Annotated in this window: 15 protein-coding genes; 4 read left to right on the top strand and 11 right to left on the bottom strand. The window is 68.7% G+C overall.

Annotated features, from left to right (window positions below):
- Nucleotides 1-25: 25 nt before the first annotated feature.
- Entirely contained in the window at nt 26-697 is a 672-nt protein-coding gene (locus AAME72_RS11015; protein WP_348786608.1) for an ABC transporter ATP-binding protein, read from the top strand.
- A gap of 169 nt (nt 698-866) precedes the next feature.
- Here the strand turns inward: AAME72_RS11015 and AAME72_RS11010 are convergent, their stop codons facing one another.
- The 5 genes from AAME72_RS11010 to AAME72_RS10990 form a co-directional block, all read right to left on the bottom strand.
- Complete coding sequence (locus AAME72_RS11010; protein ID WP_348786607.1) at nt 867-1,454, bottom strand: pentapeptide repeat-containing protein; 588 nt, start codon at nt 1,452-1,454, stop codon at nt 867-869.
- Nucleotides 1,455-1,521: 67 nt separating this feature from the next.
- On the bottom strand, nt 1,522-2,577 hold the full coding sequence (locus AAME72_RS11005; RefSeq protein WP_348786606.1) for a sugar phosphate isomerase/epimerase: 1,056 nt from the start codon (nt 2,575-2,577) through the stop codon (nt 1,522-1,524).
- A complete protein-coding gene (locus AAME72_RS11000) occupies nt 2,570-3,640 on the bottom strand; it encodes a Gfo/Idh/MocA family oxidoreductase (RefSeq protein WP_348790117.1) in 1,071 nt (356 codons plus the stop codon). Before AAME72_RS11000 ends, AAME72_RS11005 begins: the two co-directional genes overlap by 8 nt.
- Before the next feature lie 92 nt (nt 3,641-3,732).
- Nucleotides 3,733-4,830, bottom strand: a complete 1,098-nt coding sequence (locus AAME72_RS10995) for a Gfo/Idh/MocA family oxidoreductase (protein WP_348786605.1) — start codon at nt 4,828-4,830, stop codon at nt 3,733-3,735.
- Nucleotides 4,827-5,549, bottom strand: coding sequence for a sugar phosphate isomerase/epimerase (locus AAME72_RS10990; RefSeq protein WP_348790116.1), 723 nt, complete (start codon nt 5,547-5,549; stop codon nt 4,827-4,829). The genes AAME72_RS10995 and AAME72_RS10990 overlap by 4 nt, the downstream gene beginning before the upstream one ends.
- Before the next feature lie 169 nt (nt 5,550-5,718).
- Between AAME72_RS10990 and AAME72_RS10985 the strand changes: the two genes are divergently transcribed.
- From AAME72_RS10985 to AAME72_RS10975, 3 genes are all read left to right on the top strand, one after another.
- Nucleotides 5,719-6,909 carry an ROK family protein gene (locus tag AAME72_RS10985; RefSeq protein ID WP_348786604.1) on the top strand — a complete coding sequence of 397 codons (1,191 nt, stop codon included), beginning with the start codon at nt 5,719-5,721 and terminating at the stop codon, nt 6,907-6,909.
- 93 nt (nt 6,910-7,002) lie between these two features.
- Nucleotides 7,003-8,178: a Gfo/Idh/MocA family oxidoreductase gene (locus AAME72_RS10980; RefSeq protein ID WP_348786603.1), complete on the top strand. Its 1,176-nt coding sequence runs from the start codon at nt 7,003-7,005 to the stop codon at nt 8,176-8,178.
- Nucleotides 8,175-8,912, top strand: a complete 738-nt coding sequence (locus tag AAME72_RS10975) for a ThuA domain-containing protein (RefSeq protein WP_348786602.1) — start codon at nt 8,175-8,177, stop codon at nt 8,910-8,912. Before AAME72_RS10980 ends, AAME72_RS10975 begins: the two co-directional genes overlap by 4 nt.
- A gap of 1,699 nt (nt 8,913-10,611) precedes the next feature.
- Here AAME72_RS10975 and AAME72_RS10970 read toward each other — a convergent pair.
- The 6 genes from AAME72_RS10970 to AAME72_RS10945 all read right to left on the bottom strand — a co-directional run bounded on the left by AAME72_RS10970 (nt 10,612) and on the right by AAME72_RS10945 (nt 20,641).
- Nucleotides 10,612-11,040: a hypothetical protein gene (locus tag AAME72_RS10970; protein WP_348786601.1), complete on the bottom strand. Its 429-nt coding sequence runs from the start codon at nt 11,038-11,040 to the stop codon at nt 10,612-10,614.
- On the bottom strand, nt 11,040-11,363 hold the full coding sequence (locus AAME72_RS10965) for a hypothetical protein (protein ID WP_348786600.1): 324 nt from the start codon (nt 11,361-11,363) through the stop codon (nt 11,040-11,042). Before AAME72_RS10965 ends, AAME72_RS10970 begins: the two co-directional genes overlap by 1 nt.
- 238 nt (nt 11,364-11,601) lie before the next feature.
- Complete coding sequence (locus AAME72_RS10960; protein ID WP_348786599.1) at nt 11,602-12,789, bottom strand: RHS repeat-associated core domain-containing protein; 1,188 nt, start codon at nt 12,787-12,789, stop codon at nt 11,602-11,604.
- 414 nt (nt 12,790-13,203) lie between these two features.
- Nucleotides 13,204-13,635, bottom strand: a complete 432-nt coding sequence (locus AAME72_RS10955) for a hypothetical protein (protein WP_348786598.1) — start codon at nt 13,633-13,635, stop codon at nt 13,204-13,206.
- Between the two features lie 38 nt (nt 13,636-13,673).
- Nucleotides 13,674-19,976, bottom strand: coding sequence for an RHS repeat-associated core domain-containing protein (locus tag AAME72_RS10950; protein ID WP_348786597.1), 6,303 nt, complete (start codon nt 19,974-19,976; stop codon nt 13,674-13,676).
- 8 nt (nt 19,977-19,984) lie between these two features.
- Nucleotides 19,985-20,641: an LPXTG cell wall anchor domain-containing protein gene (locus AAME72_RS10945; protein ID WP_348786596.1), complete on the bottom strand. Its 657-nt coding sequence runs from the start codon at nt 20,639-20,641 to the stop codon at nt 19,985-19,987.
- Between the last annotated feature and the right edge of the window lie 156 nt (nt 20,642-20,797).

Raw genomic sequence — 20,797 nt, 5'->3', positions numbered from 1 at the left:
GCCGGCACGAGAAGAAGGAGTCATCGTGTACACGCTCACGAACGTCACCAAGAAGTACACCCAGTCCAAGCGCGAGGTGCTCGCCCTGAACGACGTCACCCTCGAGATCCCGGACGGCCAGCTCGTGGCCATCCAGGGTCCGACGGGCGGCGGCAAGTCCACGCTGCTGCAGATGCTCGGCGCCCTCGACCGACCGACCTCCGGATCGGTCGAGCTCGGAGAGGCGAGCCTGTCGAAGCTCGGGGACGGCAGGCTCACCGGCATCCGCGCCAACGAGATCGGGTTCGTCTTCCAGGGGTTCAACCTCATCCCGACGCTCACCGCCCAGGAGAACGTGGAGACCGCGCTCGCGCCGCTGAGGATCGGTAGCGAGGAGCGCAAGCGGCGGGCGGCCGAGGCCCTCGCCTCGGTGGGCCTCGCCGACCGCGGCAGCCACCTGCCCTCCGAGCTCTCCGGCGGTCAGCAGCAGCGCGTCGCGATCGCTCGGGCGCTCGTGAAGAACCCGGACGTGCTGCTCGCGGACGAGCCGACCGGCAACCTGGACGAGGAGACCCGCGACGAGATCATGGACCTGCTCGAGGGTCTCTGGCGTGACCGTGGGCTCACCCTCGTCATCGTCACGCACGACACCGCCGTGGCGAAGCGCGCCCAGCGCCGCCTGCACATCAAGCACGGCCAGGTGAAGGACGTGGCCTAGCCCCGGCCCGGCTGACCCGACGCCCGCTCCCGCGACACCGGGAGCGGGCGTCGCTGCGTCCGGCCACAGGGCTGGACCGTCGAGGGGCAGGAAAACGTCGCTTTCCCGCCCGAGAGGCGACAACAACCTGCGACTCGGCGCGCGCCCGGCGGCGGACGGGCCGCGCGGCTCAGGCGGGGGTCGGCACCACGATCATGCCGGACGCCTCGGCGAGCGTGACCGCCTGGCGCACGTCGATCGTCGCACCGCGCAGGAGCACGCCCTCGGGGTCGACGCCGGTGAGGTCGCTGCCGGTCAGGTCGGCCGCGCTGAAGTCGGCACCGGCGAGGGCCGCCGCCGAGAGGTCGCATCCCGCGAACACCGCCTCGGCGCACCGCGCCCTGGTCAGGTCCGCCTCCCGCAGCCGCACGCCGGTGAAACCGGCGCCGCGAAGTTCAGCGCCGGACAGGTCGACGAACGACCAGTTGCCGCCCTCCACCTTCAGCAGCGCGAAGTCGCAGCCGGTGAAGCTGCTCCCGGTGAGCTTGCAGCGCACGAACGTGGCGTCGAAGAAGTTGCAGCCCTGGAACGTGCAGTTCGAGAACGCCGCATCCGTGAACTCCGCCACGTTGAAGCGCACCGTGCGGAACGTGCAGCCCGTGAACGCCGCGCCGGTCGCGCGCAGCTCGGTCATGTCGACGTCGATGAACTCCACGCCGTCGAACTCGGCGCCGTCGAGGTCGCGCCCGTACCAGTCCTCACCCCGGATGATCTCCACCGTCCGAGCCTAACGAGAGGCTCGGACACGGAGCCGACCCCGGCGGGCACCCTGGCCCCGAGAGGCGTCAGTCCTGGTTGCTGAACGCGGCGTCGAAGGACGCGGTCGGCTGCTTCCAGAGCAGCGACCGGATGTAGCCGACGGCCTCCTTCGCCCCGTGCAGCCGGTCCATCCCCGCGTCCTCCCACTCGATCGAGATCGGGCCGGTGTAGCCGATGGACGTCAGCGCGCGGAAGGCGTCCTCCCACGGCACGTCGCCGTGGCCGGTGGAGACGAAGTCCCAGCCGCGCCGCGGGTCGCCCCATGGCAGGTGGGATCCGAGCACACCGGCGCGGCCATTGCGCGGCCGCAGGCGGGTGTCCTTGCAGTCCACGTGGTAGATGCGGTCCTTGAAGTCCACGATGAAGCCGACCGGGTCGATGTCCTGCCACATCATGTGCGACGGGTCCCAGTTGAAGCCGAAGGCCTCGCGGTGGTCGATCGCGTCCAGCGTCCGCACGCTCGTCCAGTAGTCGTAGGCGATCTCGGACGGGTGCACCTCGTGCGCGAACCGCACGCCCTCGCCGTCGAAGACGTCGAGGATCGGGTTCCAGCGGTCGGCGAAGTCCTGGTAGCCGGCATCCATCACCGAGGCGGGCACCGGCGGGAACTGCGCCACGTACGGCCAGATGCTCGACCCCGTGAAGCCGACCACCGTGTCAACGCCGAGCTTGCGGGCCACCTTCGCCGTGAGCTTCAGCTCCTCGGCCGCGCGCTGTCGCACGCCCTCCGGGTCGCCGTCGCCCCACACCTTCGAGCCCACGATGGCCTGGTGGCGGAAGTCGATCGGGTCGTCGCAGACGGCCTGCCCCTTGAGGTGGTTGGAGATTGCCCAGACCTTCAGGCCGTACCGGTCGAGGATGTCGAGGCGCCCCTGCAGGTACGCGTCGTCCTCCGCGGCACGCCACACGTCCAGGTGCTCGCCCGAGCACGCGATCTCGAGGCCGTCGTAGCCCCACTCGCTCGCGTACCGGGCGACCTCCTCGAGCGTGAGGTCTGCCCACTGCCCCGTGAAGAGCGTGACCGGGTGCGTGCTCCCGGACTCGGCGGCGGCCTGCTCACCCTGATGAAGCTGGTCAGTCATCGTGCGTTCCCATCTCGATCCAGGTGCCCGACTCCGCGGAGTCGAGCACGGCGTCGGTGACGCGGACGGCGCGCAGTCCGTCCGCGAAGCGCGGCAGTCCCTCCGGGGTCTCCCCCGCGACCGCAGCATACGTGTCCGCGACGAACGCGGTGAAGGCCTCCTGGTAGCCCTGTGGATGGCCGGACGGGACGACGCACAGGCGTGCGGCGTCCTCGCTCAGCTGGTCGGCGTCCCGCGGCACGATCGTGGTGCCCGCGCGGCGGCCGATCCACAGGGTCTCCGGCTGCTCCTGGTCGAACGCGACGCTCTCCGCGGTGCCCGCGATCTCCAGCCACAGCCGGTTCTTGCGGCCGGGCGCCACCTGTGAGACGAGCAGCGTGCCGATCGCGCCGGAGCGCGTCTCGATCACCACGGCGACGGCGTCCTCCGTGGTGATGCCCGAGTGGGATGCGCGCTCGGTGAACACGGTCCTGGTCGTCGCCGCGACCCGGCTCACCCGGTCCCCGCTGACGAACTCGACGAGGTCGACCAGGTGCGAGCCGATGTCGGCGAACGCCCGGGAGCGGCCGCCCTGCGCCGCATCCACCCGCCAGTTGTCGTCAGCGGAGGCGAGCAGCCAGTCCTGCAGGTAGGACGCGTTGATGCTGAGCACGCTGCCGGCCGCGCCGGTTGCGAACCGCGAGCGCGCCTCCCGCACGAGCGGGTGGTAGCGGTACACAAACGGGACGGTGGCCGTGCGGCCGGTCGCGGCCGCGGCCGCGACCATTCCCTCGGCGTCCGCGACGGTGGTGGCCAGGGGCTTCTCGCAGACCACGTGCTTGCCGGAGGCGAGCACGGCCCGCGTCTGCTCGGCGTGCAGCGCGTTCGGAGTGGTGACGTGGACGACGTCGATGCCGTCGTCCGCGAGCAGCTCCTCCAGCGAGCCATAGGCGCGCCCGATGCCCAGCCGCTCGGCTGCCTCGGCTCCGCGCTCGGGCGATGACGAGACGATGCCCGCCGGCTCCGCCCTGGCGGCCCGGATCGCACGCGAGTGCACCTCGGCCATGAACCCGCCTCCGACGATGCCGGCCCTCAGCCGTTCCCCGGCCCGGCTCTCGTCGCGGCGGCGGAGTCCGCCGTCGGCGCTGCGGCCGTCGTTCCCGCTCGTGTCGGCCGTCACGCGAGCGTCGCCTCCCGCGGGTCCCAGTCCTCCGGCAGTGCCGGTGCGACCTCGACCGTGCTCTCGACAGCGACAGGAGCACCGGCCTCGGCGGACTCGATCGTCGCGACCATCACGTCCAGCACGTGGAACGCCTGCTCGCCCGACGCCCGCTCCGGCACGCCGGCGCGGATCGCGCGGGCCAGCTCGACGACGCCCGTGCCGCGGGTGGTCGTGGATCCCGTCGACGGGAGCGTCTCCACGCCGTCGGCGCCGTGCACCAGCAGGTCGCCCTCGAAGGTGTTCGGGTCGGGGACGACGACCGTGCCGTCGACGCCGGCGACCTCGAACAGCGTGCGGCCGAGCTTCGAGTCGAAGCTGAAGATGGCCTGCGCCGTCTGCCCGCTCTCGAACTGGTACAGGGCGCTCACGTGGGTCGGGACGGTGACCTCGAACTCCTCACCCGCGCGCGGGCCAGAGCCGATGACGCGCTTCGCCTTCGACTTGGAGGCGACCGCGCTCACGCTCTTCACCGGACCGAACAACTGCACCAGGGTGGTCAGGTAGTACGGGCCGATGTCGAACAGCGGACCCGCGCCCTCCTGGAACAGGAAGTCGGGGTTCGGGTGCCAGGACTCGGGGCCCGGGCTCTGCATGAGGGTCAGCGCGGTGAGCGGGGCGCCGATGCTGCCGCTCTCGACCAGGCGGCGCGCCGACTGGATGCCGGCGCCGAGGAACGTGTCCGGCGCCGTCGCGACGCGCAGCCCCTTGGCGTGCGCCGCCGCGAGCAGCTCGGTCCCGCTCTCGCGGTCGAGCGCGAACGGCTTCTCGCTCCACACGTGCTTCCCGGCGTCGAGCGCCTGCAGGGCCACCTCGACGTGCACCTTCGGGATGGTCAGGTTGACCACGATCTCGATCGCGTCGTCCGCCAGCAGCTCGGCGACCGAGCCGGAGCCGGGGACGCCGTACTTCTCCGCCTGACTGCGGGCGCGCTCCTCGTCGATGTCCGCGACGAAGCGCACGTCGAGGTCGGGGAACGTCGTGAGGTTCTCCAGGTACTGGTTGCTGATGACGCCCGCGCCGATGACTCCGACGCCGACCTTCCCGGCGCTCACGCGAGGCCCTTGGAGGTGAGGAAGGCGAAGCTGTCGGCGACGGCCTGGAAGCGGTCGCCGCGGGAGTCGTCCAGCTCGATGACGCGCAGGGCGTCCGGAGCGGCCTGGATGATCTGCTCGATCGGGAGGGAGCCCTGACCGACCGCGACCTGGTCCTTGGTCTCGGTGGTGCCGGGGCCGTCCTTGACGTGCAGGGCGACGACGCGGTCGCCGAGCTTCGGGAGCAGCGTCACCGGGTCGTGGCCGCCGACGGCCACCCAGTACGTGTCGACCTCCAGCACGACCTCGGGCGAGAGGCGACCCGCGAGGAACTCGAGAGCGGTGACGCCCTCGATCTCGCTCTCCACCTCGTGCGCGTGGTTGTGGTATCCGACGCGGACGCCGTGCGCGGCCGCGGCCTCCGCGGCGGCGTTGAGCTGGTCGGCGATCTGCGCCACGTCCGCGACGCTCTGCCAGCGCTCGGGGGCGACGTACGGGTCGATCACAGTCTGGATGCCGAGCTCCTTCGCGGCGCCGAACACCTCGTCGAGGTCGCCGCCGACGAAGCCCTGGTGCGTGGTCGGGGCGCTGAGCCCGGCCTCGGTGAGGCCCTGGCGGAGGGCGTCCCCGAACGAGAGGAAGGCGAAGGGCTCGACCTGGGTGAAGCCGATGTCCGCGATGCGCCGCAGCGTCCCGACCGTGTCCTCGGTCAGGAGCTCGCGGACCGTGTAGAGCTGCACGGAGAGTTTTGACGTCGACACAGTTCTCCTCGTCGAGTTCGTTGGTGAGGGCGTCGGGATGCCGACGTCGCGCATCCATTCAAACCGGACTTTTGTCGATTGTCAATCAAAAGTCGACCGATCGCGAGCACCTTTGGTCCGTCGCGGAACGGTGTGGTTCAATACGAGCATGACCGAGAGCGCCCGCCAGCCCGGCATCGTCGCTGCGGACGCCGCCGACCTGCTGGCGATCCTGCGTGACGGCGTGCCGCGCACGCGCGCGCAGCTGGCCGAACTGACCGGCCTCGCCCGCTCCACCATCGCGGTGCGCATCGACAGTCTGACCGCCGCCGGCCTCGTCGCCCCCGCCGGGGACGACGTCTCGACCGGTGGTCGCCCGCCGGCCCGCATCCGCTTCAACCCGGACTCCCGCGTCGTCATCGGCATCGACCTCGGCGCGACGCACGGCGTCGTGGCGCTGGCCGACCTTGCCGGCACCATCACGACCAGCGAGTCGCGACGGCTGCAGATCTCGGACGGCCCCGAGCGCGTGCTCGACTGGGCGGTGGACACCGCCGCCCGCCTCTATGCCGCCACCGTGCGCCCGCGGACCGACCTCGTCGGCATCGGCATCGGGGTCCCCGGGCCGGTGGAGCACTCCACCGGCCTGCCGGTGAACCCGCCGATCATGCCCGGCTGGGACCGCTTCGACATCCCCGCCTACGTGCAGCGCACGTTCGACGTCCCCGTCCTCGTCGACAACGACGTGAACCTGCTCGCCCTCGGCGAGCACGCCCTGGTGTGGCCCGACCAGACCGACCTGCTCTTCATCAAGGTGGCCACCGGCATCGGCGCCGGCATCATCAGCGGCGGCCGCCTGCAGCGCGGAGCGCAGGGCTCGGCGGGCGACCTCGGCCACGTCCGCGTACCGTTCGGCAGCGAGACGCCGAGCCACGGGGCGCAGGACGCCGACCTGGAGGCGCTCGCCAGCGGTCCCGCCATCGCGCGGTCGCTCACCGCCTCCGGCATCCCCGCCCGCACCAGTGACGACGTCGTCTCGCTCGCCCGCACCGGCAACGCGGACGTGCAGACCGCGATCCGCCAGGCCGGACGCGACCTCGGCGAGGTCGTCGCCACCTGCGTGAACCTCCTCAACCCGTCGATGGTGATCGTCGGCGGCAGCCTCTCCCACGTCGGCGAGCAGCTGCTCGCCGGCGTCCGCGAGGTCGTCTACCACCGGTCGACGCCTCTCGCGACCCAGCACCTCACGATCACCCAGTCGCGCTCCGGTGAGACCGGCGGCGCGATCGGAGCGGCGATCATGGTCATCCAGCACGCGCTCGATCCGCTCTCCGCCACCGCCCGGCCGCTCACACGCTGACCGGGCCGCCTCCCGCATCCCCGTCCACCTCGTCGACCCCACCAGCATCGAATCGATTCGACAACCGAACTACACTCATCTGAAAGGACAGCCGTGAGCACAGCACATCCCCCGATCCGAGCCGGCGTCGTCGGACTCGGCTGGGCAGGACAGCAGCACATGGACGCGTACGCCACTCTCCCCGGCGTCGAGCTCGTCGCGATCGCCGGCATGGAGGACGGCCCGCGCGCCGAGCTCGGCGAGAAGTACGGCGTCGAGCGCCGCTACAGCGACTGGAAGGACCTCGTCGCCGATGGCGACCTGGATGTGGTCAGCGTCGCGGTCCCCACCTTCTTGCACGCTCCGATCGCCGTCGGCGCGCTGGAGGCGGGCATCCACGTGCTGAGCGAGAAGCCGATCGCGCGCACCGCGGAGGAGGCGCAGACCATGGTGGACGCCGCGCACCGCTCCGGCCGGGTGCTGGAGGTCGCGTTCAACCACCGCCGCCGCGGCGACATCGAGGCGCTCAAGGCCGCGATCGACGCCGGCCAGATCGGCAGGCCCTACCACGCGCGGGCCACCTGGCTGCGTCGCGCGGGCATCCCCGCCCTCGGCAGCTGGTTCACCAACCGCGAGATGGCCGGCGGCGGCCCGCTCATCGACATCGGCGTCCACGTGCTCGACTACGCGCTGCACCTCTTCGGCGAGCCGCAGGTCACCGCCGTCTCCGCCGTCACGCACGCCGAGCTCGGCGTCCGAGGACGCGGCGGCGCCAAGTCGGACAAGCAGCACGTCGGCTCCGCATACGAGGTCGAGGACCTCGCCAGCATGCTGCTGCGCCTGGAGGGCGGCGGCTCGATCGTGCTCGAGACCAGCTGGGCCGCGTACCGCCCCGCCGGCGACGAGTTCGGCATCACGCTCTACGGCACCGAGGGCGGCGCCGACCTTCGGGTCGTCGACTACGCGCCTGCCGGCGAGCTGACCATCTTCACCGGCGACGGCGAGGAGACCGAGGACATCTCGGTCACGGCCGACCCGGGCCGCGGCCACCTGGCCGTGGTCGAGACCTTCCTCGAGCACGTCGCCGACGCAGGCAACTGGGCGAACTGGGACGGCTCGCTCGCCCTCGACCGGGCCCGCGTCATCGACGCCGCCTACGAGTCCGCCCGCATCGGCGCCGAGGTGCGCCTGAGCCCGGCGACCACGGGCCTCGAGGATACCGGCCCCCAGGAGACCGCATCCACCGCATCGACCGCATCCACCGCATCCACCGCATCCAAGGGAGCATGACCATGTCGGCACTTCGTGTCACCGTCTGGAACGAGGGCGTCCACGAGACGACCCAGCCCGAGATCGCCGCGATCTACCCGAACGGCATCCACGGCGCGATCGCCGAAGGCATCTCCGGGCTGCTCGGCGAGGAGGTCGTCGTGCGCACGGCGACCCTCGCCGACCCCGAGCACGGCCTCAGCGAGGACGTGCTCGCCGAGACCGACGTGCTGCTCTGGTGGGGCCACATCGCCCACGACCAGGTGGCGGACGACGTCGTCGAGCGGGTGCGCGAGCACGTGCTGGGCGGGATGGGCCTGATCGTCCTGCACTCCGGCCACTTCTCGAAGATCTTCATCCGGATGCTCGGCACCACCTGCTCGCTGCGCTGGCGCAACCCGGAGGGCGGCGAGCGCGAGCTGGTCTGGAACGTGAACCCCTCGCACCCGATCTCCGAGGGCGTGGACCAGCCGATCGTCATCGAGGCGCAGGAGATGTACGGCGAGTTCTTCGACATCCCGTCGCCCGACGACCTGGTCTTCATCAGCTCGTTCACCGGCGGCGAGGTCTTCCGCTCCGGCGTGACCTTCACCCGCGGCCGCGGCAAGATCTTCTACTTCTCCCCCGGCGACCAGGAGTATCCCGTCTACTTCCACCCCCAGGTCCGCCGCGTCCTCGCCAACGGCGTCCGCTGGGCGGCCCCCGCCGCCAGCACCCGCCGCGCCCCCGAGGTCTCGAACCCGCAGCCGGTGTAGGGACCCGTTCAGCGACTCCCGATGAGGATGAGTCCGACGACCACCGCCGCACCGCATCCCAGGACGAGAACCCACGGCGGGACGGCAGAGCGCCGCCTACCTTCGGCCTCGCGTCTGTCCGCGGCCGCCTTGTCGTGCCGCCGCGCCCACGGCATCACAAGCGCGGCCGCGCCCACGATCCCGATGATCCCTGCGATCAACCACGGTGGCGGCATCGTTCCCCGTTTCGGACGCTGGTGCTCGGAACGTTCGCTTCGGCGAGCCCAGAGCATTTGCTCTGTGGCCGGTGACCGTCGCGTACATCGACGTTGAAAACGCCTGCGTTCGAGAACGGTGGGAACGTTGACGGCCTGCGAGCGCCTGCAGTCGGTCGAAGGCAAGCCGCGCCCGCTCCGGCGCGGAATAGAGGACTGTTCCGCCGCGTACCCACAACCACGTCTCGGGTGCCGATTGCGGCGGGAGCGTCACCGCTGTCCATGTCGACCCGGACCACGTGTAACCGACGTTCGGCGGCCCGTTCAGCGGTCGCGGCGCCCATACCGCGACCGCGTCCGCGGGCAACGAGTATGCGCGCGGCCAGCCTTGCGCTATGGATTCCTCTGCCTTGAGGGATCGAAGTCCGCGCGGGCCCCAACCTGCCAATAGCGCGCCACCGAATCCGACCGCCTGCATGCTCAGGACAAACCAACCCCCGCTCGTGAGCACGAACCAGAATGGCACGGTCGAGCACGCGGCGAGGATAGTCGCGCACACGGAGAAGCGTCGCCGCCAGACCAACCATGCCTCCGCCACCACCCACGCGAGAGAGACCGCGACGGCTGCCCAAGAGAACGCCGACGGGTTCACCTGCGCCCCGGCCACTGTCACTATCGGGAGCCACACCACACCCACCGCAGCCACTCCGCCGACAGCCATCCGCCACACCGAGCTGCGAACATAACGACGATGCTCGCGCTCGCCCCAGGCGCCGATCGACGGATCGTGCCCACTCATCGGCCTGATTGCCTTTCACGCCAGGCGTGGATTCGGCGCGGTTTGGTCGCCATATACGGCGCAATGAACGCCACGCGACGTAGTAGCTGCAACGCGTCCGAAAGATGCCTCGTCATGGATTGCCGAAGCCAAGCAACGCGCTGAGTTCTCGTGAGGCCGCTTCCAATGCCATCGGGGTCGTAGCCGTACTCTCGCACCTGGTAGGGCTCGGGTGCGAGGTTAGACAACTCCGACCTGACGCGAGGTTGCGCCGCCGTAGCAGGCATGTGGATTCCCACCGCGTTGGAAGAGACCACAACAAGGACATCGATCGCCCCGAGTCCCGAGCCCCTCAGCGGTTCCGCCCACGTAACAATGGGTGGCAGCTCCACTGGGCTCGGCAACAAGCGGCAGACCCAAACCGAGTTATCCGTTTGAGAACATCGGCCAGACAGCGGACCGTGGGCCGTGCTTGAACGCACATAAGGAGTGCTCGCAATGCGAGGACGGTAACAATGGATGCCAGTAGTAACTGGAAGGCCCACAACGCTGCCGGGCTGCCAGCGATAGCCACGACTAAAGGGGTGAACAGCGCTCCCAGGACGCTCGCTGGTGCGATTGAACGAAGTGTCGTGATCATCAGAACACCCTGCATCCCACCACGCTTGAAGAATGGCGATTGAAGGCAGAGACCACGGCCGAGGAATAGAGTCACCTTCCCCCAATATCAACGTCTGCCCGACGCAATCGACTCCTCGTACGCGCGCACCCGGTTCATCGCCGCCTCCCACTGCTCCTTCGTAAGATTCGGCTCACCCGCCTCTCGTACGACGATGCCGCTCCTGGAATGCACACGCTCGACCTGATGGTTCCCGTTCACCGTGGTGTAGCCGGCCTCGATCTCCCTCTTCGCCTTGAGATCCGACCAACGGTCGAACACGAATGCCGCCACGGACCCACCCGCAAACAGCGCGAAAACGGCAATTCCCACGGGATCCCAAGCCTTAGTCTTCGGTGCCACTCCGAAGCCCCAAATCAGCGAGCCGATCGCGCCCACGGCCGCGATGGCGATGCTGATCAGGACCCACCCCCCGATCTGGAATGTTGTCGCCCCTGGCAAGAGATCGCGTCTCCTCCACTCCGGTTGGTCGCTCACTAACCCCATCCCTTCGATACTCCGAGCATGTCAAATGAGATACCCAATGCCTGCGACGCCTGCTTCCAAGCCTCCGTTATCCATTCCGCGGCATTTCGACTCATGGTCTTTCCGATCAATCTGCCCGCCCCTGGAATTACAGCCATGACGGCACTCACGATGCACGCACCAATGCCGTCTAGACCGCCGGTAATGCACATGTAGATCACGCTGGCCGCGCTGGCAACGAGCGCGATGGGTGCGAGCCACTGCATGCCCGGGATCAGCGAGAGCAGTCCCGCTGCAGCACCGATCCAACCGTGGTGGTTCAGGGACAGCTTCATCTCCGGCGAGCACCGTCCTCGTTTCGCCATGTCACACTACGGATCCCAATGGCGATCACCACCCCGCTCACTGAAGCCAGGCCCGCACGGGTACCTCCAAGCAGTAGCCCGAAATCTGTGAAGAGCGCGACGGCAAGTGCGATCAGTCCGCCCAATAGCAGCACCACGCCGACGACCAGATGGTGTCGACGTGCGAACCTGAACGTCCGGCCCCTTTTTAGCCTGCCGAGCACTTCAATCAGCATGACGCAGGCACTCCCATTCCGCCCAACCAACCGGTTGCCCATGCGCAGGCAGCTTCACCAATCGGGCGGCTGATGTTGTCCTTTACCCAGGCACCGGCGCGCCGCCATTGGTCCAGGTACAACTGGTAAACAACGTCTGTAACCCACATCAATTGCTTGTAGAGAACGATCTCCAGGGAGATAAGCATCCCCACCCCGACGTTGAGGATCCCTGCAAGCGTGGTGACGACCAACCCGAACACTCCGTTCCAATCCATAGGCGGGAAGTCAGACGTGGCGGAGGGAAGCTTGGCAAGTGCTACGGAGATGAAGTCCTCGTGGCGAACCGTGGTGTCGCTCTTGTCATTGGGTCCGTCCCCGTAGACGATTGGTGCGCCGTTGTCGTCGAACACAGGGACGGGTCCCGGGATGTTTGGTGGCACGGGTCGCGTCGTCTGTGGTGTCTGGGTGGCTCCGCAGCCGAGCGGGAGCGCGTCGGTGACGTTACGTGCCGCGCAGACGTGCCCGTCCGGATCCAGGTAGGTGGTCGGGTTGTCATGCACGTACTGATACCGCGCCAGCGACCTCGGCTGCGTCAGCAGGCCGGCCCACGTGTCCGGGGACGTCCAGGTGCCGGTGGCCGGGTCGTAGGTGCGGGCGTAGGTGTGGACCAAACCCTGGGTGGGGTCGTGGGCGTGGCCGGTGTAGTTCTCCGGCGCATCCCACCCGCCGGTCTCGAAAATCTGGGCGCCCCAGTCCTCGTAAGAGGCGAGCTGGGTGATCGAAGCACCGGTCCCACCGGCGACCGTGGAGGCCAGACCATCCAGCAGGTCCCAGGTGGCCTCGCCGGTGTCCGAGACGTGCTCGGCGAGGGAACCGGCCGCATCCCGCACCAGCGTGGTCGTGCCCTGCGTCGACGAGGTCGACTGGGAGAGCGCGGTGCCGTCATAACTGTTCCGGACGGTCTCCGTCCCGTACGCGGTCGTGTCAGTGCGGGATGCCTGGCGACCCAGGCCGTCGTACGCGTACGAAGTGGCGCGGCCGTCACGAGACACCGACGTCGTCTGACCCGTGACGTTGTAGGCGTACCGGGTGCCGACACCGGCGAAGTTCCCGCCGGTCGAGCCGGTCCGAGTCCGCCCAGTGCGGTTGCCGGCCGCGTCATAGCTACCCGACAACTGGAGGATGTCTGTACAGTCCACGCTACGACTGGCTAGTTAGAAGCAGTAATAGGTTGACTCCACTGACCAGACCACCGGCGACCGTCAGCACCCCGACAATGAGTACCCGACGTGGTGTCGAGGCGCGGATGAACGGCTCTGTGTGGCGTCCCAATGCTCGGATTCGTTGTGCGTCACGCTCGGTTATTCGACGCCGGAACACGATATGGACAATTCCCAGCGTCGTTAGCACGAGTGTGGAAATGCTAAGGCCGATTTCTGCATTACTCATTCGCGCTCACCAGATCCATACGATGGCGCCGTTGCAGCCGAGAGCAGCGCCGTACGCTGCACCGCTTCCCCTGCGTCCGTTCCGGCGAGCTCTCTGGTGTATTCGACGAATGCTCCAAACGAACCGTAGGTCCTTATGGCGTGGCGTAGTTGGGATGAACTGGTTCATCGGCCTGAACGTTGAAGGTATTCCTGCACGCGCTGCTTTGCTTCGCGTTCTTGAACACGGTTCAGGGCCTGCTGACCAGCACCACGAACAACGACTCCGGTCGGCGAGTGCCTGCGCTCAACGTCATAGTGTCCCTGCATCAGAGTCGTATATCCCGCGGCCAGCTCTAGACGTTCTTTACGCTTCATCTGCCTCGAACTGATCAAGAGGACCACACTGCCAATCAAGAAGGTCGTGAGACAAGCAATGGTGACCGCGTCGATGGCCTGGTTCGCTGCAACGATCGTGACAGCACAGATAGCAGCACCCAGCCCGCCCGCTGCAGCGGTGACCAAGCCAAGGACGCCAACCCGGGCCCATTCGAATGCTGAACGACCGGAGATCAGGTCGCGCTGCTCCCACTCCTCACGCGATGCCCCATCGCCCATTGCGAGTTCCGTCCCGTCACGCCGAGGCGCCATCGTCGTCACCAACCCTCTGCCACACCCACGATGCTGCCGGACAAACCCAAAGCCCGGACAGCGTCCTTGATCACTTCGGAGAGCCAGGCGGATAGCCGCCCTCGAAGGACTGCGCCCGCGGCGCCGCCCAAGCCTGGAATAACAGTCGTGAGGATTCCGACAACGCAACCAGTGAGCCGAACTCCACCGTTGATGCAGTTGTAGATTGTGCTGGCCAGACTCGCAATCATTGCGATCGGTGCGAGCCACTGCATGCCTGGAATCCACGAGAGCAGGCCCGCAGCCGCGCCGATCCAGCCGAGCACATCAAAGAACGTGCCCCAGTTTGCGGCCTGCTGCTTGAGGGCATCATTGGAAACGCAACTGGAGTTGGTGTAGCTACTGGCATACAACGTCTGCCCAGCGGGACAATCATGCCGGTCGCTCTCGTCGTTCTTGCTGTTGGGGCCGTCGGCCTGTGGCTTGTTCGGACCTGCGTGGATGTAGCCTCCGCCGTAAATGGGGTCGCTGATCGGGGTAGACGGTTTCGGAGGCATCTTCACGTCGTCGCGTGCCTTCACGGGTGGTGCGCCGCAGCCGAGCGGGAGCGCGTCGGTGGAGTTGCGTGCCGCGCAAATGTGTCCGTCCGGATCCAGGTAGGTGGTCGGGTTGTTGTGCACGTACTGGTAGCGGGCCAGCGACTTCGGCTGCGTCAGTAGGCCGGCCCAGGTGTCCGGGGTGGTCCAGGTGCCGGTGGCCGGGTCGTAGGTGCGGGCGTAGGTGTGGATCAGGTCCTGGGTTGGGTCCTGGGCGTGGCCGGTGTAGTTCTCCGGGGCATCCCAACCGGTTGTCTCGAAGGTCTGGGCGCCCCAGTCGTCGTAGGAGGCCAGCTGGGTGATCGAGGCACCGGTGCCGCCGGCGATCGTGGAGGCGAGGCCGTCCAGCAGGTCCCAGGTGGCCTCGCCGGTGTCCGAGACGTGCGAAGCCAGGGAACCGGCCGCATCCCGCACCAGCGTGGTCGTGCCCTGCGTCGACGAGGTCGACTGGGTCAACGCGGTCCCGTCGTACGTGTTCTTCGTGGTCTCCGACCCGTAACGAGTGGTGTCGGTGCTGGATGCTTGGCGGCCCAGACCGTCATACGCGTACGAGGTTGTGCGGCCATCCCGAGACACCGACGCCGTCTGACCGGACGCGTTGTACGCGTACTGGGTGCCGACACCGGCCACCGACTGCGTCGTGCGGTTCCCCGCTCCGTCATAGCCGTACGTCGCGATGCCAGCCGAGACCCCACGGCCCGAACCCGACGTCGTGGTCCGCGTCAGCTCGTTCGCGTCGTTGAACGTGGCCGTCTGGGTGAAGTTCCCGCCGGAGGAACCGGTCCGTGTCCACCCGGTCCGGTTGCCCGCGGCGTCATACCCGTAGACGTTCCTCTCACCCGCACTCGTCGTTGAACTGGCCAGCCGGTCCAACCCGTCGTAGCTGTAGTCGACGATGGACACGCTCGTCGCGGCACGGATCCCAGCCAGACGCGTGAAGGTGTTGTCCGGGGTGGTCGGGGACGGGATCGGGGTCACCACACCCGTCGCCTCCGGGGCCGCCGTGATCGTCCGGGTCGACTCGGCGAGGTTGCCGTCCTTGTCGTACTCGTAGGCGTAACCGAGGGAACCACCGTCCTCCACCGGGTTCGCCGGGGTCGGGAGGGTGCGGTCGCCGAGGTAGGCGTCGGTGTGCCGGCACAGGTTGTTGAACCCGGCACCCGGAGTGGTCCGATCCGCGAGGTAGCCGGCGACCGTCGCGCACTTGTCCGCGGTCGCCTCCCCCGCGGCATACGCCACCGGGGTCGGCGTCGGCGTCGGGGCCGATGCGGGCGCCTGCGGGGTCTGGTGCAGCACCGAGGTGACCCGGTTGTCCGCGTCGTACTCGAACGCAGACGTCACCCCGGAGGACCGCGACATCGTCGTCAGGTTCCCCACCGGATCCCACCCGTACTTCAATGAACCCCACGGGGAGGACTGCGAGGTCACCTGCCCCGCCTTGTCGTACGTGTAGTCGATCGCCTGACCGGTCGGGAGCCGCATCCCGGTGACCTGCGACGCGGCGTCGTACGAGGTGGACAGGTGGCCGCCCTGCTGGTCGATCTGGGTGGTGGTGCGGCCGTCCTTGTCGTACACCCAGCCGGACACACCCGTCGGGTCGGTCATCGCGATCAGCTGCTGATTCGCGTCGTACTCGAAGGACGCGGTCCCACCGGCCACCTTCTGGGTCGCCAGGTCACCGCGCTCGTCGTACGCGTACCTCGTCGTGGCCCCGGTGCCGGTGGTCGACAGCGACAGCCGCCCGGCCGGCGTGTACGCCCACGACGTCGCGACGCCCGTCGGCCCGACCTCGCGGGTCGTCCGGCCGACGGCATCCACGGTGTAGGTGGTGATGTGGCCGTTCGGGTCGGTCACACCGGTCAGGTTCCCATCCGGGTCGTAGCCGTAGCGGGAGGTGACATTGACGGCCGAGGACGGCTTCGCGTCCGTCTGATAGCCCTCGATCACCTGGATGAGCTGCCCGGCGGGGTCGTACCCGTACCGGGTGACGTGACCCTCCGGATCGGTCAGGGACGTCTGGTTGGCCGCCGCATCCCAGCCATACGTCGTGACCGCGCCGAGCGCATCGGTCGCGGTGGCCTGGTTGCCGTCCGGGTCGTACGTGTACGTGGTCGTGTGCCCGTTCGCATCCGTCACGGTGGCGGTGCGGCCGTTGCCGTCGTACGTGTAGCCGGTCGTGTTCCCCGCCGCATCCGTGGAGGACGCCAGCAGGTCCAGCGCGTTGTACGTGCTCGTCGTCGTGCGCCCCGGCGCATCCGTCGTGCTGACGAGGTTGCCATCGGCGTCGTAACCGTATGTGGTGGTCGCGCACTCCGGACTCGTGACGGTCAGCACCTGACCCGCTGCGTCATACGTGTACGTCCACGGGTTGCCCTGACGGTCGATCACGCTGGTCAGGTTGCCGTCCATGTCGTATCCGAACGTGGTGGCCTTCCCCGCCCCATCGGTGACCGAGGCGATCCGGTCCATCACGTCGTAGCCGTAGGTACTGGTGACGCCGTCCGGGTCGGTCTGGGAGAGCAGCCGGCCGACGGCGTCGTAGGTGTACGTGGTCTCGGCGCCGGTCGCATCCACGCTGGAGGTGAGGTTGCCGGCCGCGTCGTAGACGTTGACGGTCTTCGAGCCGGACGGGGAGGTCGTGGAGATCGGGTTGCCGACACCGTCGTAGACGTACGACCACTCCCCGCCGTTCGGGTCGGTGGTCTTCACCACCCGATCCTGCTCGTCCATCGTGTTCGCGGTGACCGCGCCGAGCGGGTCCGTCGTCGTCGCCAGCGCATCTTCGGCGGTGTACCCGTAGCGGGTCACCCTGCCCGTGGGGGACGTGGACGAGGTCAGGTGGAACATCGCGTCCCAGGAGTAGCTGGTCATCGCTCCGGTCGGGTCGGTGGCGGAGGCGAGGTGATCGTTGGGCTCCCAGCCGTACGCGAACACGCCACCCGCAGCGTCGACGACCTTCACCATGCGGTCCCCGGAGTCCCAGGAGTAGCTCGTCGTGTTGCCGCCCGGATCGGTCTGCCACACCATCCGTCCCGCCGCGTCGTAGGCGTACGTGGTCGTGCGCCCGATCGGATCCGTCGAGGAGGTGAGATGCCCGGCGGCGTCGTAGGCGTAGGTCGTCCGCGCGCCGGAGGGCTGCGTGCTCGCGGTTAGGTTGCCGGCAGCGTCGTAGCTGTGCGCGATCGTGGTCCCGTCCGGCTGGTGGATGGCGGTCAGGCGCCCGGCGGCGTCGTAGTCGTAGGCCCATGTCCGCACCGCGCCGTCGGCTCCGCCGTGGTCGGTCTTCGTCGCCACGAGTCCGGTAGGAGTGTACGTGTACAGCGTGACCGCGCCGTCGGATGCGGTCTCCTGGGTGATGTTGCCGGACGTGTCGTACACGTACGCGGTCTTCGCGTCGTTCTCGTCGGTGGAGCTCAGGATGTTGTTGCTCGCGTCGTACGTGAACGACGCGGTCGTGCCGTCGGGATGCTGCACCTTCGTGATCCTGTGCGAGGCGTCGAAGGAGTACACGCTCTTCCGGCCCAGGTTGTCGGTATAGGTGGTCTGCCCGGCCGTGGAGTAGTCCAGGCTGCGCTGGTTGCCCTCCACATCCCACTGCTTCACAACGCGTCCCGCGGAGTCGTACTCGTTCTTCAGGTAGGTGGCTCCTGTGGCGTCGGTGCCGGTCAGCAACCGGTGCGCGCCGTCGTACGTGAACGCGTGCCTGCGCCCGTCGGGCAGCGTGATCGTCGTGAGGTTGCCCGCGCCGTCGTAGGCGAGCGTCCACCGGTCGCCGCCGGGGCGGATGAAGCCGGTGATGCGACCCTGGGCGTCGCTGATCACCTGGATTCTCTGCCCGGCCGAGTCGGTGATCGAGGCGAGCGGGTAGAACTGGTTCACGTCCGGGTTCGCGGCCCCGTAGGACAGGGTCATCGTGTGGCCCTGCGCGTCCGTGTAGGAGGTCAGGTTACCGATGCCCTCGATGTCGGAGGCGTCGAACACCCAGCTCTCGCCAGACACGTCCGTCAGCTTCAGCCTCCCGGACCCGGCCTCCGACAGTGTCTGGTGCACACCCGCATCGGTCGTTGCATAACCGCCGTGCCCGTCGCCGCGGAAAACGAACGAGGCGCCGTCTCCGCGCACAACCATCACCGAGCCGTCGTCGAACCGCTGCGCCCGCGCGCCCAGCGCGAATGACCATCCTGCGCCCACCCGCGACAGCCGGCCATCCTGTGAGTTGTAGAACAGCGTCAGCTCCGTCTCGGAGCCTCCCTGGCCCGGCAGTGTGAACAGCTTCTCCTGCTCCACCAGGTTGCCGGTCGAGAACGAGAACGGCTCGCCTCCGTAGGTCAGGTAGTTCTGCAGGCCGAGCATGCGCCAGCGCTGGAGGTCCGCGGCCGAAGGCGGGGCCGGCCAGCCGCCGGTCACCGGGTCGGTGCAGTCGAAGCCCTGCGACTGAAGGTACTTGCCGAGGCCGGTGAAGACGCCGTCCGCGAGGTGCGGCATCCCGCCGTTGTCGATGAAGGCCCGGTCGTAGTTGTTGTCGATGTACAGCGCCTCGAGGTGCGTGAAGGCGTTCGGCGTGCCCGCGAACTCGTCGCCGGGGAAATTGCCGTTGTTACCCATGTTCGCCGCCGGCCGGCCCGTGTACGTCGGGAGGTTGCCGACCAGGGAGTCCGACACGGCGTTGTCCGGAGCACCGCCGCGTGAGTACACCTGACTGCCGCCCTGCTCCGGGTGTTCGCCGCCCCAGGCGACGCCCTCCCAGGTGTTGAAGCCGATGCCGAGGGTCACGGTCGGGTGCGCGGCGGCGATGATCCCGGCGCGCGTCTCCCTGCTGATGTACGGCACAGCGGGGTCCTGACGGGTGATCGCCACCGTTGCCAGGCACGCCGTCTGCAACCGCGACGCCACGTGCTGGGCCAGTTGGATGTTGTAGCCCAGCTCGGTCACGGGAGGCGCCGGTGTCTCTGCGTGGCCTTCGTCGTTGTCCGGGTCCAGCACGATGACCGGACCGGGAGGCGGCACGAACTTCTTCCCGATCACCACGAACTGCGACAGGTGCGTGGACTCGCCGCGCACCACCCCGGCGTCCGCGTCGTAGTACGAGGGCAGCAGCATCCAGGCGTCGCCCGCTCCCTCGCGTGTGTAGATCTGCAGCGTGTCGGGATCGATTCCGTTCGCCTTCACGAGCTCCGGATCCGGCGTCAGCTCGATGGTCACGCCCGGGATCACATCCGACACCACCGGGCCCTCGGCGCCGCCGCCGCGGATGTTCACCTGCTCAGCCGGGAACCGGGTCATCTCGTCACCGGAGCCGTCGGTCGCCGTCACGTCCACCGGATCCGACACGGGCACACCGCCGCCGGGCTGCTCCGCCCGCGCCGCATCCAGCGCGTCCTCCGCAGTCGCCCCGACGTCGACCGCCAGCTTCGAGCGCACCTGATGACCCGAGAACTCGACCTTCGCCCGCAGCTTCTTCGACGACAGGCTCGACTTCTTGCCCGGCTCGATCGTCCCCGTCGCGTCCGGCTTCGGTCGCTTGGTGTGCTCCGCTACCCGCGCATCCTGTACCGCCGACGCGGCACGCACCTCCGCCAGCGTCGCCGCCGCCGTCCGCGCGGCCGCCGCAAGGGGCGACGCGTCCGCCGGGGCCACGGTCCCGACCGCGGTCAGCGCGGCGACGACGACCCCTGCGACGAAGCCGCGCGCAACCGACCTGCGCCGCCCCCGGCGCCCCCGCGTCCCCCGCATCCCCCGCATCAGGCGGCCGCGCCCGTGGAGACTGCCGCCTGGAACAGCGCACGCTTGCGGTACAGCACCGCACCCGTGCCGACCAGCCCGGCCGCGATCGCGACCAAGAGCCAGATCGCGATCGACGCGCCCGTCGACGCCAGGTTCGAGCGGGGCAGCACGCACGCCGCCAGCTCGACCGCGTCCGAGACGCCGTCACCGTCGTAGTCCTCGTGCCCGGTGGCGCACGAGAGCGTGCCGCAGATCACCACGGACGCCCACCGCGGCACCCCGTTGCCGTTCACATCCGCGTTGTCCGTGTAGCAGGTCGCCGAACCGCAGGTCAGGATCCGCGCGTAGTCCGGGATCCCGTCGCCCACGCTGTCCCTCGTCGCGGACGCGCACGAGACACTCCCGCACGCCAGGACCTCGGTCCAGTCCGGCACCCCGTCGCCGTCGGTCTCCTCCCGGCCCGTCGCTCCCGTCGCCGTCCCCGCGACGACCCGCTCCACCTCGTCCGGAATGGAGTCGCCGTCCGCGTCGCACGACGACACATCCTGCTGACCCGAGCACGGTGCGGATTCCCCGGGCGCGGCCTGGGCCGGCGCCGCGGCGACCAGCGCGACGGTGACGAGAAGAGCGGAGAAGAGGATGCGCGTCAGGACGCGAGGCTCGGCAATGGACACGCGCCCAACTCAATAGGGCCCCGAACCGCCCTGCGGAAGGGAGGCTGCACAATCCGTGACGAAGACCTCTGATCTCAGCGGGTCGGCAGCCTCGTCTAGGTGGAACGCACGAGTTTCCTGGGTCGCCGCTGGGGGAGTCGGCGCGAGTCGGGAAGG

The sequence above is a fragment of the Leifsonia sp. NPDC080035 genome (assembly GCF_040050925.1).
In the GTDB taxonomy this organism is placed as follows: domain Bacteria; phylum Actinomycetota; class Actinomycetes; order Actinomycetales; family Microbacteriaceae; genus Leifsonia.
Note: the sequence above shows the minus strand (reverse complement) of the source record. Positions and strands in the feature narration are given on the sequence as shown.